This window comes from Citrobacter sp. LJND-P06 (genome assembly GCF_058188415.1).
Genome location: NZ_CP187317.1, coordinates 3,708,829 through 3,723,531, shown reverse-complemented (window position 1 = coordinate 3,723,531; position 14,703 = coordinate 3,708,829). Strand labels below are relative to the sequence as shown.

General features: G+C 53.6%; 16 protein-coding genes. 6 read left to right on the top strand and 10 right to left on the bottom strand.

Going from position 1 to position 14,703, the window contains the following annotated elements:
• The first annotated feature begins 9 nt into the window (after positions 1-9).
• Positions 10-546 (top strand): hypoxanthine phosphoribosyltransferase, encoded by a 537-nt coding sequence (gene hpt / locus ACO7SM_RS17665; RefSeq protein ID WP_192611113.1) that lies wholly within the window; start codon positions 10-12, stop codon positions 544-546.
• Positions 547-650: 104 nt separating this feature from the next.
• Here hpt and can read toward each other — a convergent pair whose 3' ends face one another.
• Positions 651-1,313 carry a carbonate dehydratase gene (can, locus tag ACO7SM_RS17660; protein WP_192611114.1) on the bottom strand — a complete coding sequence of 221 codons (663 nt, stop codon included), beginning with the start codon at positions 1,311-1,313 and terminating at the stop codon, positions 651-653.
• A gap of 108 nt (positions 1,314-1,421) precedes the next feature.
• Between can and ACO7SM_RS17655 the strand changes: the two genes are divergently transcribed.
• The 4 genes from ACO7SM_RS17655 to ACO7SM_RS17640 all read left to right on the top strand — a co-directional run bounded on the left by ACO7SM_RS17655 (position 1,422) and on the right by ACO7SM_RS17640 (position 4,950).
• Positions 1,422-2,348, top strand: coding sequence for an ABC transporter ATP-binding protein (locus tag ACO7SM_RS17655; RefSeq protein ID WP_490468592.1), 927 nt, complete (start codon positions 1,422-1,424; stop codon positions 2,346-2,348).
• Entirely contained in the window at positions 2,345-3,115 is a 771-nt protein-coding gene (locus ACO7SM_RS17650; RefSeq protein ID WP_203358897.1) for an ABC transporter permease, read from the top strand. Before ACO7SM_RS17655 ends, ACO7SM_RS17650 begins: the two co-directional genes overlap by 4 nt.
• 102 nt (positions 3,116-3,217) lie before the next feature.
• Complete coding sequence (locus ACO7SM_RS17645) at positions 3,218-3,658, top strand: PTS sugar transporter subunit IIA (RefSeq protein ID WP_490468591.1); 441 nt, start codon at positions 3,218-3,220, stop codon at positions 3,656-3,658.
• A 62-nt stretch (positions 3,659-3,720) separates the two neighbouring features.
• Positions 3,721-4,950, top strand: coding sequence for a polysaccharide deacetylase family protein (locus ACO7SM_RS17640; RefSeq protein WP_490468590.1), 1,230 nt, complete (start codon positions 3,721-3,723; stop codon positions 4,948-4,950).
• Positions 4,951-4,956: 6 nt separating this feature from the next.
• On the opposite strand, the gene panD is transcribed toward ACO7SM_RS17640, so the two are convergent.
• From panD to thpR, 9 genes are all read right to left on the bottom strand, one after another.
• A complete protein-coding gene (gene panD, locus ACO7SM_RS17635) occupies positions 4,957-5,337 on the bottom strand; it encodes an aspartate 1-decarboxylase (RefSeq protein ID WP_162381094.1) in 381 nt (126 codons plus the stop codon).
• Between the two features lie 93 nt (positions 5,338-5,430).
• Positions 5,431-6,285 (bottom strand): pantoate--beta-alanine ligase, encoded by an 855-nt coding sequence (panC, locus tag ACO7SM_RS17630; protein ID WP_490468589.1) that lies wholly within the window; start codon positions 6,283-6,285, stop codon positions 5,431-5,433.
• Between the two features lie 126 nt (positions 6,286-6,411).
• Complete coding sequence (gene panB, locus ACO7SM_RS17625) at positions 6,412-7,203, bottom strand: 3-methyl-2-oxobutanoate hydroxymethyltransferase (RefSeq protein WP_490468588.1); 792 nt, start codon at positions 7,201-7,203, stop codon at positions 6,412-6,414.
• 119 nt (positions 7,204-7,322) lie between these two features.
• Positions 7,323-7,802 (bottom strand): 2-amino-4-hydroxy-6-hydroxymethyldihydropteridine diphosphokinase, encoded by a 480-nt coding sequence (folK, locus tag ACO7SM_RS17620; RefSeq protein WP_490468587.1) that lies wholly within the window; start codon positions 7,800-7,802, stop codon positions 7,323-7,325.
• Positions 7,799-9,196 carry a polynucleotide adenylyltransferase PcnB gene (pcnB, locus tag ACO7SM_RS17615; RefSeq protein WP_490470976.1) on the bottom strand — a complete coding sequence of 466 codons (1,398 nt, stop codon included), beginning with the start codon at positions 9,194-9,196 and terminating at the stop codon, positions 7,799-7,801. Before pcnB ends, folK begins: the two co-directional genes overlap by 4 nt.
• A gap of 59 nt (positions 9,197-9,255) precedes the next feature.
• On the bottom strand, positions 9,256-10,152 hold the full coding sequence (gene gluQRS, locus ACO7SM_RS17610) for a tRNA glutamyl-Q(34) synthetase GluQRS (protein WP_490468586.1): 897 nt from the start codon (positions 10,150-10,152) through the stop codon (positions 9,256-9,258).
• 72 nt (positions 10,153-10,224) lie between these two features.
• Positions 10,225-10,680, bottom strand: a complete 456-nt coding sequence (gene dksA / locus ACO7SM_RS17605; protein ID WP_003829221.1) for an RNA polymerase-binding protein DksA — start codon at positions 10,678-10,680, stop codon at positions 10,225-10,227.
• 177 nt (positions 10,681-10,857) lie between these two features.
• Positions 10,858-11,562 carry a DNA/RNA nuclease SfsA gene (gene sfsA / locus ACO7SM_RS17600; RefSeq protein WP_490468585.1) on the bottom strand — a complete coding sequence of 235 codons (705 nt, stop codon included), beginning with the start codon at positions 11,560-11,562 and terminating at the stop codon, positions 10,858-10,860.
• Positions 11,563-11,575: 13 nt separating this feature from the next.
• Complete coding sequence (gene thpR, locus ACO7SM_RS17595) at positions 11,576-12,106, bottom strand: RNA 2',3'-cyclic phosphodiesterase (RefSeq protein ID WP_490468584.1); 531 nt, start codon at positions 12,104-12,106, stop codon at positions 11,576-11,578.
• A 73-nt stretch (positions 12,107-12,179) separates the two neighbouring features.
• Here thpR and hrpB point away from each other — a divergent pair, with 73 nt between their 5' ends.
• The gene (gene hrpB / locus ACO7SM_RS17590) at positions 12,180-14,609 is read left to right on the top strand and encodes an ATP-dependent helicase HrpB (protein ID WP_490468583.1); all 2,430 of its coding nucleotides are present in this window, start codon (positions 12,180-12,182) and stop codon (positions 14,607-14,609) included.
• The last annotated feature ends 94 nt before the right edge of the window (positions 14,610-14,703 follow it).

Sequence of the window (14,703 nt, the reverse complement as noted above, 5' to 3'; positions counted from 1 at the left end):
GTTAGAGATATGAAACATACTGTAGAAGTCATGATCCCCGAAGCGGAGATCAAAGCACGTATTGCTGAACTGGGTCGTCAGATTACTGAGCATTATAAAGACAGCGGCAGTGATATGGTGCTGGTGGGTCTGCTGCGCGGTTCATTTATGTTTATGGCGGACCTGTGCCGTGAAGTTCAGGTATCTCATGAAGTCGATTTTATGACCGCCTCCAGCTACGGTAGCGGCATGTCCACGACCCGCGATGTTAAAATCCTCAAAGACCTGGATGAAGATATTCGTGGCAAAGATGTGCTGATCGTCGAAGACATCATCGACTCCGGCAACACGTTGTCAAAAGTGCGTGAAATCCTGAGCCTGCGTGGGCCTAAATCACTGGCGATTTGTACCCTTCTGGATAAACCGACTCGTCGTGAAGTGGACGTGCCGGTCGAATACGTGGGCTTTGCGATTCCGGACGAATTTGTGGTGGGTTATGGCATTGATTACGCACAGCGTTATCGCCATCTGCCGTATGTCGGGAAAGTGGTACTGCTGGACGAGTAATCAAAAAAAGAAGCGCCAACAGGCGCTTCTCTTATCAGGCCTGTGCGAAGCCAGGCCCAGATGCCGGGTAAGGCGACACCGCCGCCCGGCATTTTATTGTGAACTTACTTGTGGTTGATGTGTTTCTGTTTGAGGTTGGAAATTCCCTGACGGTAACGCTGTTCAAGGGATTCGCGGCTGGTTGCGGTCACGTCGAGATCGCGCAGCAGGCCATCGTGAATACCATACGCCCAACCGTGGATCGTCACTTTCTGACCGCGTTTCCAGGCGGACTGCATAATGGTGGAGTGACCCAGGTTATATACCTGTTCCATGACGTTCAGCTCGCACAGGGTATCCATACGACGCTCCTGAGGCATTTCACCCAGCAGAGAGCTATGCTTAAACCAAATATCACGGATGTGTAGCAGCCAGTTGTCGATCAACCCCAGTTCCGGGTTTTCAACCGCGGCCTGAACACCACCGCAACCGTAGTGACCACAAATAATAATGTGTTCAACTTCTAAGACATCAACGGCATACTGCACGACAGAGAGGCAATTGAGGTCGGTGTGGATGACCAGGTTGGCCACATTACGGTGCACAAATAATTCGCCCGGTTCGAGCCCGGTTAAACGTTCTGCGGGAACGCGACTGTCGGAACATCCAATCCATAGAAAGCGCGGCTTCTGTGCTTGCGCCAGTTTCTCAAAAAATCCGGAATCCTCTTCCACCAGCATTTTTGACCATAGTGCATTGTTACTGATGAGTGTATCTATGTCTTTCATGGAGGTTAACGACCTGTAACCAAATAAACGCGTTGGGCTAATATAGGTCAACTCCGGGATTATTTAAACCACATATAAAGTGTAGGAACGTAAGGTAAGTAAAAATTTATGACCATTGCACTGGAACTTCAACAACTTAAAAAAACCTACCCTGGCGGCGTTCAGGCGTTGCGTGGGATAGATTTACAAGTCGAAGCGGGTGATTTTTATGCGCTTCTGGGGCCGAACGGGGCAGGAAAATCCACCACGATCGGCATTATCAGCTCGCTGGTAAACAAAACGTCTGGCCGCGTCAGCGTCTTCGGATACGATCTGGCGAAAGATGTGGTTAATGCCAAACGCCAACTGGGTTTAGTGCCGCAGGAATTTAACTTCAACCCGTTTGAAACCGTCCAGCAGATCGTGGTGAACCAGGCGGGTTACTATGGCGTTGAACGGCATGAAGCCACTATACGCAGCGAAAAGTATCTAAAACAGCTCGATTTGTGGGAAAAGCGTAACGAACGTGCGCGCATGTTGTCGGGAGGGATGAAGCGGCGTCTGATGATCGCGCGTGCGCTTATGCATGAGCCGAAACTGTTAATTCTTGATGAACCAACAGCAGGCGTTGATATCGAACTTCGCCGCTCAATGTGGGGTTTTTTGAAGGATTTAAACGACAAAGGCACCACGATCATTCTGACTACCCACTATCTGGAAGAAGCGGAAATGCTGTGCCGCAACATCGGGATTATTCAGCACGGAGAGCTGGTGGAAAACACCTCGATGAAAAATCTGCTCTCGAAGCTGAAATCAGAAACGTTCATTCTCGATCTGGCGGCAAAAAGCCCGCTGCCGAAACTTGAAGGCTATCAGTATCGTCTGGTGGATACCGCGACGCTGGAAGTGGAAGTGCTGCGCGAGCAGGGGATCAACAGCGTATTCAGCCAGCTCAGCGAGCAGGGGGTTCAGGTGCTGAGTATGCGCAATAAGGCGAACCGTCTGGAAGAGCTGTTTGTGTCACTGGTTCATGAAAAACAAGGAGATCGCGCATGATGCAGCTTTACTGGGTCGCGCTGAAAAGCATCTGGGCCAAAGAGATCCATCGCTTTATGCGCATCTGGGTACAAACGCTGGTTCCGCCCGTCATTACCATGACGCTCTACTTCATTATTTTTGGCAACCTGATTGGTTCGCGGATAGGTGAAATGCATGGTTTTAGCTACATGCAGTTTATCGTGCCGGGTCTTATCATGATGGCGGTGATTACCAACTCTTACGCCAACGTTGCGTCGTCGTTTTTTAGCGCCAAATTTCAGCGCAACATTGAAGAGCTGTTGGTCGCTCCGGTACCGACACATGTCATCATTGCCGGATTTGTCGGCGGTGGTGTGGCGCGCGGGCTGTGCGTCGGTGTGCTGGTGACGGCAATTTCGCTGTTCTTTGTGCCGTTTCAGGTTCATTCGTGGCTGTTTGTTGCGTTAACGCTGGCATTGACGTCGGTGCTGTTTTCGCTGGCCGGATTGTTGAATGCCGTGTTCGCAAAAACCTTTGATGATATCAGCCTGATCCCCACGTTTGTGCTGACGCCGCTGACCTATCTCGGCGGGGTATTTTACTCGTTGACGCTGCTGCCGCCGTTCTGGCAGGGGCTGTCGCATCTGAACCCGATCGTCTACATGATCAGCGGCTTCCGCTATGGTTTCCTCGGTATTCATGATGTTCCGTTAATCACTACATTTGGCGTACTGGTGATCTTCACCGTCGCTTTCTACATGCTGTGCTGGTATTTGATCCAGCGCGGACGTGGGCTACGTAGCTGATTTCACATTCCCCTCCTGTTTTGGGAGGGGGATCCTTTGACGGTTATCACCATTACAGATTGATTGCCCTGATAAACTACTTGTCTGCTAAGGAGGTAGGCAATGTTAGGTTGGGTCATTACCTGTCATGACGATCGTGCAGAGGAACTGCTGTATCGCCTGGAAAAGAAACACGGCCCGCAGGCGCAATGCCGCGCGGTGAATTTCTGGCGCGGATTAAGCGCAAATATGTTGAGCCGAATGCTGTGTGATGCATTGCATCAAACAGACTCCGGTGAAGGCGTGATCTTTTTAACCGATGCGTCTGGCGCTGCGCCTTATCGCGTTGCGTCATTGTTGAGCCATAAACACTCTCAGTGCGAGGTGATTTCCGGCATCACTCTGCCATTGTTGGAAAAAATGCTCTCATCCAGAGAGGCGATGAGCAGCGTTGAGTTTCGCAATCAAATCGTCGGGTGTGGCACGTCAGAGGTGACGAGTCTCTGGCATCAGCAGCAAAAAAATCCCCCTTTTGTATTGCTGCATGATTTGTATGAGCGTTAGCCGTTGGTATTGAGAAGGGTTTTGTTACAATAGGCAGGGTGTTCTCGTCCCGGCTATTTCTCATGATCAAACACGTTTTTTTTCTTCTGTTGCTGCTGGTTTCAGTGGGGGCTGGCGCTGCGTTGCCTGCGCGTTATATGCAGACAACGGAGGATGCAGCCGTCTGGGCGCAGATTGGCAACAACATGAAGAACGTGGGAACGCTTCGGGCCGGGCAGATAATCTCTGTTGAACCCATTGCCGCAGATTATTACGAATTCAAATTTGGTTTCGGCACCGGGTTTATCGATAAAGGCCACCTGGCGCCGGTGCAGGGGCATCAGAAAGTCGAAGATGGTCTGGGCGATCTCAATAAACCCCTCAGCAACCAGAACCTGGTCACCTGGAAAGATACGCCCGTCTATAATGCGCCGGATGCGGGAAGCGCACCATTTGGCATACTCGCAGAAAACCTACGTTATCCCATTATCAGTAAGCTAAAAGGGCGACTCAACCAAACCTGGTATCAGATACGGGTAGGTAACCGGCTTGCCTATGTCAGCGCGCTGGACGCGCAGGACGATCACGGTATCCCCGTGCTCACCTACCACCATATTTTACGCGATGAAGAGAACACCCGTTTTCGCCATACCTCGACGACGACATCCGTGCGTGCTTTTAGTAACCAGATGACCTGGCTGCGGGACCTGGGATATACCACGTTGACGATGTACCAACTGGAAGGGTATGTGCGCAATAAGATGAATCTTCCGGCGCGTGCGGTGGTCATTACCTTTGATGATGGACTGAAATCGGTCAGTCGCTATGCGTATCCGGTATTGAAGCAGTATGGCTTTAAGGCGACAGCCTTTATTATTTCATCCCGTATTAAGGGACGTCCGCAGAAATGGGATCCCAAATCGCTGCAATTTATGAGTATTTCAGAACTGCAGGAGATCAGAGATACCTTTGATTTCCAGTCGCATACGCACTTTTTACATCGGGTAGACGGTTATCGTCGGCCAATCCTGCTCAGCCGCAGCTATCACAACATTTTTATGGATTTTGCACGTTCACGCCGCGCGCTGGCGCAGTTTAACCCGCACGTGCTTTATCTCTCTTATCCGTTTGGCGGCTATAACGCCACGGCGGTAAAAGCGGCTAATGATGCGGGATTCCATATGGCGGTCACGACGGTGAAAGGGAAGGTGAAGCCGGGGGATAATCCGTTCTTATTGAAACGACTGTACATCTTAAGAACGGATTCGCTGGAAACCATGTCGCGGCTGATCAGCAATCAGCCGCAGGGGTAACTCTGTTCAGGCAACTTGTACCGGGATCGCCTTCGCCGTGCGTTTCATTTCGTTGTCGCCCTCAAAGTAGGCCACTTTTGGCTGCCAGCGACGTGCTTCTTCGTCGGACATGGTCACGAAACTGGCGATAATCACAATGTCGCCCACGCTGGCGCAGTGTGCCGCCGCACCGTTCACAGAGATAATTTTAGAACCGCGTTCAGCCGCAATTGCATAGGTTGAGAAACGCTTGCCGTTGGTGACGTTCCAGATATCAATAGCTTCGTTTTCAAGAATGCCCGCCGCGTCGAGAAAATCCTGGTCAATAGCGCAAGAGCCTTCGTAATGCAGGTCCGCCTGAGTCACTTTCACGCGATGGAGTTTGCCCTGCAACATAGTGCGAATCATAACGTCTACCTTTCTACCATAACGATAACAAAGCTGATATTTCTAACAGCTTCAGGAAATTCCAGGCAGTATTGCCCGATTTTTAACCCCTGTCTACTGGGTTAATGCAACGCTCTGATTGTCGATCAGACGCGCCTGACCTAACCATGCCGCAACGAGGATAACCGCACGTTTGCTGGTATCCGTGAGTTCCAACAGGGTATCGGCGTCACGAATCTGAATATCATCAGCGCGGAAGCCTTTTTCGTTCAATTCTTGCTCGGCAATGGCGATCATCTCTTCACAATCGCGATCTCCGGCCAGTAATTTCCCGGCAATGCCATTCATGACTTTGTGTAAGCCAGGCGCAATTTTACGCTGTTCAGCCGTCAGGTAGCCGTTGCGGGAGCTCAGGGCCAGACCGTCTTTGGCGCGGATGATAGGAACGCCCACGATTTCAATGTCGTAGCCCATATCGGCAACCATTTTGCGGATTAGCGCCAGTTGCTGAAAATCCTTCTCGCCAAAGCAGGCAACGTCTGGCTGCACCAGGTTGAACAGCTTGCTGACGATAGTCGAAACGCCGCGGAAATGGCCTGGTCGACTGGCGCCTTCCAGCATGGTGGAGAGGCCCGGTACGTCAACGTAGGTGTGGCCTTCAATACCGTGCGGATAAATTTGGTCTGGCGCGGGCGCAAATACCAGGTCGACTTTGCGCTTGTTCAGTTTTTCGCAGTCTTCTTGCAACGTACGGGGATAACGCACCAGATCGTCAGGACGGTCAAACTGCATCGGGTTAACGAAAATACTGACTACCACGACGTCGGCGTGCGTTTTGGCTTCGTCAACCAGTTTCATATGGCCATCATGCAGGTTGCCCATGGTAGGCACCAGTGCAACACGTTTGCCTTCCTGACGCAGACGACGGATATGCTGACGTAGCAGCGGCAGGGTTTCAATAATTAACACAACAGGACTCCTTTAGTGGCCTGATTATCCGTAGGCCTGATAAGCGCAGCGCCAGCAGGCATCTCTGCACGAATGCCGGACGGCGATGCGACGCGTCTTATCCGGCCTACACAATCCAAACGTTGCTTAATGGAAACTGTGTTCTTCGCCCGGATAGACGCCGGACTCAACTTCGGCAATATACTGCCGCACTGCGGCGCGGATGTCGCCCGCTTCTGCCAGGAAATTTTTAGCAAATTTCGGAATATGCCCACCGGTGATGCCAAACGCATCATGCATCACGAGGATCTGTCCGTCGGTGACATTACCTGCGCCAATACCGATCACCGGAATGGAGAGCGCTTCCGTTACCCGCTTCGCCAGCTCAACCGGAACGCACTCCAGCACCAGTAACTGTGCGCCTGCCGCTTCCAGTGCCAGCGCATCATCGAACAGCGCCTGACCGGCATCGCCGCGCCCCTGAATTTTATAGCCACCGAAGATATTGACTGATTGGGGCGTTAACCCCAGATGCCCGCAAACCGGCACCGCGCGTTCTGTCAGCATTTTTACGGTATCCACCAGCCACGCGCCGCCCTCGATTTTGACCATGTTTGCGCCCGCGCGCATGACCACCGCCGCATTCTCAAACGCCTGTTCTGGCGTGGCGTAAGCCATAAACGGCAGATCAGCCAGCAGCAGACTGTTTGGTGCGCCACGACGTACGGCGCGGGTGTGATAGGCAATGTCCTCGACGGTCACCGGCAGGGTGGAATCATGGCCCTGTACCGTCATGCCAAGCGAGTCGCCCACCAGCATCACATTCAGCCCTTCATCGGCAAACAGTTTGGCGAAGCTGTAGTCGTACGCGGTAATGGTGGCGAAGCGTTTTTTGTCTTGTTTGTGTTTCTGCAGTAACGAGATGGTGGTCGGTTTCATAACATTTCCGGATCATGAAAGTATCATTATCCGGCATTCTAACAGCCGTAGTCAGGGGGGCAATTACTTTAAGGAAATGATTAACGCGTGCGCAGATCAGGGTAAGAGGAACGCTAAATTTACCAGTAAGCAGGTTTTTCTGCGGCCAGAAGGGTGAGTTGTTGGTGCAATGTGATGCCATCTGGAAACACACACTCAGGCGCAATTTCAAACAGCGGCCACAGCATAAAGCCACGGTTTTTCATGTCATAGTGGGGAATGGTCAGACGTTCAGTGTTTATCACCTGGTCGCCAAACAACATGATATCGAGATCCAGCGTGCGTGGCCCCCAGCGCTCCGCTTTACGGACACGTCCCTGCTGTAACTCAATACGTTGGGTATGGTTCAGCAGCGCTTCCGGCAGAAGCGTCGTTTCCAGCGCCACGGCGGCGTTCAGATAGTCGGGCTGATCCTGCGGCCCCAGCGGCGGGGTGCGGTAAAACGAGGAGAGAGCGACAATCCGGCTTTCCGGGATCTCTCCCAGCGCCTGAATTGCCGCATTAACCTGCTCCAGCGGAGAGGCCAGATTACTGCCAATTGCGATATACGCAAGGGTCATGCACTGCCCTCACGACGCGGAGCGCGTTTGCGTGGGCGGCGATGACGTCGACGGGCGGCCGGTTCTTCATCCAGTTCGGTCAACATGCCTTTTTGCTCAGGCGGTGCAGAGACCTGGAACTCACCCCACCACTGCGCCAGACGTTGCAGTTCTGTGTTGTTTTCCACTTCGGCGCGCAGAGCCAGTAAATCGTAAGCTGCACGGAACTTAGGATGTTCCATCAGTTTCCAGGCGCGTTTACCCTGGCGGCGCGACATACGCAACTGGAGCTGCCAGATGTCACGCGTGAGGGACGTCAGGCGTTTGGGGATCGCCAGCGAGCGGCACGCTTCGTCCAGCACATCATTCATGGCCAGCGCAAACGCGTCGTAATAAGCCAGACCGCTTTCCTGAGCAATTTTCTGTGCCATCTCGAGCAACGGATACCAGAACATGGCGGCGAACAGGAATGCCGGGTTGACGCGCATATCATTGTGGATACGGGTGTCGGTGTTCTTCAGTACCTGCGCGATGATGCGTTCCATCGGGCTATCGCCGTTTTCGGTGAAATAGCGCGTAATGGTCGGGAACAGCGGCTGGAACAGGCTGTATTCGCACAGTTTTTTATAGGTTTCAAAACCATAACCCGCCTGCAGAAGTTTCAATGATTCTTCAAACAGACGCGCAGGAGGAATATCGTTGAGCAGTGTTGCCAGGCGTGGAATAGGCTCTGCGGTTTCCGGACTGATGCGCATGTCGAGTTTGGCCGCAAAACGGACAGCACGTAACATACGTACGGGATCTTCGCGGTAACGCGTTTCCGGATTACCGATCAGACGGATCACGCCGTCTTCCAGATCCTTCATGCCGCCGACATAATCACGCACGGTAAAATCAGCCACGCTGTAATAGAGGCTGTTGATCGTGAAATCGCGACGTTGCGCATCTTCTTCAATAGAGCCGAAGATGTTGTCACGCAGCAGCATGCCGTTTTGTCCGCGCTGAGACGTGGTGCGGTCAGTGTCGCCGCCTTCATGATGACCACGGAAGGTGGCGACTTCGATGATTTCCGGGCCAAACATAACGTGAGCCAGACGGAATCGGCGACCAACCAGACGACAGTTGCGAAACAGTTTACGTACCTGATCGGGCGTGGCGTTGGTCGTGACGTCGAAATCTTTCGGCTTTTTGCCGAGCAGAAGATCGCGCACACCGCCGCCGACCAGCCAGGCTTCGTAACCCGCCTTATTGAGCCTGTACATTACCTTCAGGGCATTTTCACTGATATCTTTGCGGGAAATTCCGTGCTGTTCACGCGGGATTACCGTCATATGAGGACGGGCGACGACCTGTTCAGCCTCGCTCTCTTCGCGACTTAGCACTTTGCGGCAAAAATTAGCGACTCGGGTAAAAATGGTGCACCTCGGTAGTGTCAAACTTCAATCAGGACAAAAAAATAGCGGCTAATCATAGCTCAGCATGACGCGTTTGAGAACGCCGAATTTACAATAGACGATGCAGGCACTGTCGCAAGCGTCCAGTTCTTCACCGCATATTGCAGCAATTCTTCCACATTCATCTCCTGCCATTCTAACGCGACGTTCTGACCCAGGAAGCGTAACGCATCAATGAGTACCGGGCGCGGATCGCCTTGCGGCAGCGCAGGTGCATGATTCTGCTTGGAGAGTTTAGCGCCTTGTTCGTTGAGCGCCAACGGAAGATGAATATAGTCAGGCGCTTGCCAGCCAAATTGTTGGTACAACGAAATTTGTCGAACGGTGGGTTCGATTAAGTCCGCGCCGCGCACGATTTCAGTAATGCCCTGAAAATGATCGTCCACCACCACGGCGAGGTTATAGGCAAACAGGCCGTCGCGGCGATGAATAATAAAATCTTCTTGCGCCAGATGACGGTCTGCCTGGATATCCCCGCGCAGCACATCATAAAACTGGGTCACGGGATGCTGTTGTTTAATCCGCACGGCAGCGTGTTCTGGCCCATGAGCCAGAGTGCGGCAATGGCCGTCGTAGACTCCGCCGAGGCTTTGGATTCTGGCACGTGAGCAGGTGCAGTTGTAACTCAGACCTTGTTCAAAGAGCCAGGCCAGCGCGTCCCGATACGCCTCATGGCGCTGAGATTGCCATAGTATGTCGCCGTCCCAGTGCAGACCGTAATGTTCCAGTTGACGCAGGATAGTGTCTGCGGCACCGGGAACTTCACGAGGAGGGTCAATGTCCTCAATACGCACTCGCCAGATGCCGTCCTGAGCACGCGCCCGTAGGTAGCTGCCCAACGCAGCGATCAACGAACCAAAGTGTAGCTCGCCGGAAGGGGAAGGGGCGAAGCGGCCAATATAGTGTGACTCTGTCATGGATTAAGAAACATAAAAAAATAAGGCGGGAGTGACTCCCGCCTTGATTGAAAGTGGTAAAAATGGCCGGGATTAACCCGCCATTTGTTTTTCGCGAATTTCAGCCAGCGTTTTGCAGTCGATGCACAGATCGGCTGTCGGACGCGCTTCCAGACGACGAATACCAATTTCCACACCGCAGGATTCGCAGTAGCCGAAATCTTCGTCTTCTACTTTCTTCAGCGTTTTCTCGATCTTTTTGATCAGTTTGCGTTCACGATCGCGGTTACGCAGTTCAAGACTGAACTCTTCTTCCTGTGCGGCACGGTCAACCGGATCAGGGAAGTTCGCTGCTTCGTCCTGCATATGAGTTACAGTGCGATCGACTTCATCCCTAAGTTGATTACGCCATGCTTCCAGAATACGTCTGAAGTGCGACAACTGGGCTTCGTTCATATACTCTTCGCCCGGCTTCTCCTGGTACGGCTCCACCCCAGCGATGGCGAGAATACTCAGGGACGATGTTTTACGGTTTTGCCCTTCTTGCATGTTGCTTCTCCTTAACACGCACTATCGATCCCCATGTTCGGGGGAAAAATCAGGTCGCTATAAATAACAGATGCTTTTCCGGATAGCAATTATCTCTACGTACCACTTGACAACCCTGTGAGGAAAAGCGTATTTGCGCACGCGGCCAGAATACTAACTAACCAGTTGTTTTTACCACTACAATGTAATGGGCAACGGTTCCTTAAGAGTCATGCCTGCGGCAGAAAGTTCCGCTTTATAAATCAGAATTTCTACCCCCTTTTGTTGTGCTTCTATCAGGAGTTGCGCATATTTTGCATCGATATGCCGCGCAGGTGAAAACCGTGTAATGGCTGTGTGCAGTACCGCAAATAACACCACCGCGCGATGGCCAGCAGCCGCTACGCTCATCAATTCCCGAAGATGTTTCTGACCGCGTTCAGTAACGGCATCGGGAAAATAACCCTGCTCTTCTTCCGCCAACGTAACCGATTTTACTTCAATATAGCAGTCGGGTCGGGAATCTGCCTGTAACATAAAATCAATACGACTGCGCTCGACGCCGTATTTTACTTCGCTTTTCAAGACGCTGTAGCCTGACAATTCCGGCAGGTGGTTATTTTCTATTGCCTCTTTCGTTAATCTGTTCGCCCACAGCGTATTAACGCAAATGAATGCCCCGGACTGAGTTTCGGTTAATTCCCAGGTATGAGGATATTTTCGTTTCGTATTTTCTGACGCCGAATACCAAACGGTATCGCCTGCTGTCGCACAGCCGGTCATTGCCCCTGTATTAGGGCAGTGTAACGTTAATTCGACTCCGTCTGGCGTGACAACATCGGCTAAAAAACGCTTATAGCGCTGAATCAACGTCGCGCGCTGTAAAGGGGGAGAGAATTTCATCGGAGTTCCTTGGTTATTCAGCAAGCGTCCAGCGTTGCAGAGCGGTATATCGTGTACGTCCCCGCTCGAATGAAGAGGCGTAAAGGGAAAATTCTGTCACCGGAAACGACCAGCAAAAACCTGGCGGTGGAATCGCCACGGCATGGCTGGCGTCGCGCAGCAGGGTGATATGCGGATGAAAAGGTTGAGGGTTCTGATAACAACCGCTACGCGCAGCCTGCGCCCGCAGCATGTTGGCCAGTTGCAGCAGTCCCCGTGGCGACTGGCGCATTCCCAGCCACACCACGCGCGAACGTAGCCACTGGCCCGCGTCATCCAGGTTGAGCGTAAACCCCGGTTGACGAATACGCCCGGCAAGCTGCGACAACGCCTGTTGTTTTTCCGGGCTGACCTCGCCCAGAAAGGCCAGCGTCAGATGCAGATTTGCGCTGGCCACCGGGCGACCCACTTCAGGGGCAAAATGGGCGGCGCGCCAGGCGATAATTTGCTCACGAACAGGGCCGGGCAATTCAATCGCAAAGAACAGCCGTTTTGGCTCAGTCATGATAGGTACTCGGTTATGAATTAACGCGATGCTACAATGCAGCGCGAAGAAAGTTAACCCTCTGGAGTCATTTGTGACGTCGTTGCCTGTAGCCGCCGTACTGCCTGAACTGCTCACTGCCCTTGATAGCGCCCCCCAGGTCTTACTGAGCGCGCCGACCGGTGCCGGGAAATCAACCTGGCTACCGCTGCAGTTTCTGACGCATAAAGGCATCCAGGGGCGAATTATCCTGCTGGAACCACGCCGTCTGGCGGCGCGCAATGTGGCACAACGACTGGCGGAACTTCTGAACGAAAAAACCGGCGAAACGGTAGGCTACCGGATGCGGGCGCAAAGCTGCGTGGGGCCGCAAACGCGACTTGAAGTGGTCACCGAAGGCGTGCTGACCCGAATTATCCAACGCGATCCGGAGCTTAACGGCATCGGGATGGTTATCCTCGATGAATTTCACGAGCGCAGCGTGCAGGCTGACCTGGCGCTGGCGTTGCTGTTAGACGTACAGCAGGGACTGCGCGACGATTTAAAGCTGCTGATCATGTCCGCGACGCTGGATAACGACCGTTTACAACAGCGATTGCCGGAGGCGCCGGTGGTGGTTTCCGAAGGGCGCGCCTTTCCGGTCGAACGTCGATACCAGCCACTGGCGCCTCAACTGCGTTTTGATGAGGCAGTGGCCGTTGCCACGGCGGATTTACTGCGCAGCGAGTCGGGGTCGTTGCTGCTATTTTTACCCGGCGTTGGGGAGATCCAACGCGTGCAGGAACACCTGACTTCACGCGTGGGGAGCGATGTTCTGCTGTGTCCACTCTACGGCGCATTGTCGTTGGATGACCAGCGGAAAGCCATTTTGCCGGCGCCCGCCGGAATGCGCAAAGTGGTGCTGGCAACCAATATTGCCGAAACCAGTTTAACGATCGAAGGGATCCGTCTGGTGGTGGACAGCGCGCAGGAGCGGGTGGCGCGTTTTGACGCGCGAACCGGGCTGACGCGCCTGATTACCCAGCGCGTCAGCCAGGCTTCCATGACGCAGCGTGCGGGACGAGCGGGGCGACTGGAACCGGGGATCTGTCTTCACCTTCTGCCTAAAGATCAGGCAGAGAGAGCCGCAGCGCAAAGCGAGCCGGAGATTTTGCAAAGCGATCTGTCGGGCGTACTGATGGAGCTATTGCAATGGGGATGTCACGATCCCGCCCAGCTCACCTGGTTAGATCTTCCGCCCGCGCTTCATATGCAGGCGGCTAAGCGGCTGCTACAGATGCTGAACGCGCTCGAGGGCGATCGCCTGAGCGCAACGGGTCAAAAAATGGCGGCACTCGGCAACGATCCCCGACTGGCGGCGATGCTGGTTAGCGCCAGCAACAGCAGTGAAGCCGCAACGGCGGCGAAGCTTGCGGCGATACTTGAAGAGCCGCCGCGAGGAGGGAGCTGCGATTTAAGCGTCGCATTTTCACGTCATCATCCTGGCTGGCAACAGCGCAGTCAGCAGCTTCTGAAACGCCTCAACGTGCGTGCCACGGAACCGGACAGTCGTCTGATTGCGCCGTTGCTTGCCCGCGCATTTGCCGATCGCATTGCGCGTCGACGCGGGCTGGATGGACGCTATCAACTGGCGAATGGGATGGGGGCAAAACTGGATGCTGATGACGCGCTGGGTCGCCATGAGTGGCTGATTGCGCCGCTCTTGTTGCAGGGAAGCGCCTCACCGGATGCGCGTATTTTGCTGGCGTTACCGCTGGAGATCGACGCGCTTATTCAGACGTGTCCCGCACTCTTGCAGCAATCCGATACGGTTGAGTGGGATGACGCGCAGGGCACGCTGAAAGCGCTACGACGGCTGCGTATCGGGCAACTGACGGTAAAAGTTCAGCCGCTTGCCAAACCTTCTGAAGACGAACTGCATCAGGCGATGCTGAATGGCATTCGCGATAAAGGCTTAAGTGTGCTCAACTGGACGCCGGAAGCAGAGCAGCTACGGCTGCGTTTGCACTGCGCGGCAAAATGGCTGCCGGAGTACGCGTGGCCTGCCGTGGATGAGGCCTCTTTGCTGGCTAGCCTGGAATCCTGGTTACTGCCGCAGATGACCGGTGTGCATTCTCTGCGTGGGCTGAAGGCTGTGAATGTGGGTCTGGCATTACGCAGTTTACTGGACTGGTCTATGCTGCAACGTCTGGATAGTGAACTGCCTGCGCATTACACTGTGCCGACGGGAAGCCGGATAGCCATTCGCTATCATGACGATAACCCGCCTGCGCTGGCCGTCAGAATGCAGGAGATGTTTGGGGAAGCGCAAACACCTACTATTGCTCAGGGGCGCATTCCGCTGGTGCTGGAGTTATTATCACCGGCGCAGCGACCGCTGCAAATCACGCGGGATTTAAGCGCGTTCTGGCAGGGTGCCTACCGTGAGGTGCAAAAGGAGATGAAAGGACGCTATCCCAAACATGTGTGGCCGGATGACCCGGCAAATACCGCGCCGACGCGGCGCACCAAAAAGTATTCGTAGTATTTGTAGACCGGATGCCATCCGGCGCACGAGTAGTAAAAATTGAGAGATTTCTTCTTCTGTCCTCTGGCGGAAGAACAGAGAATCAGGCCTT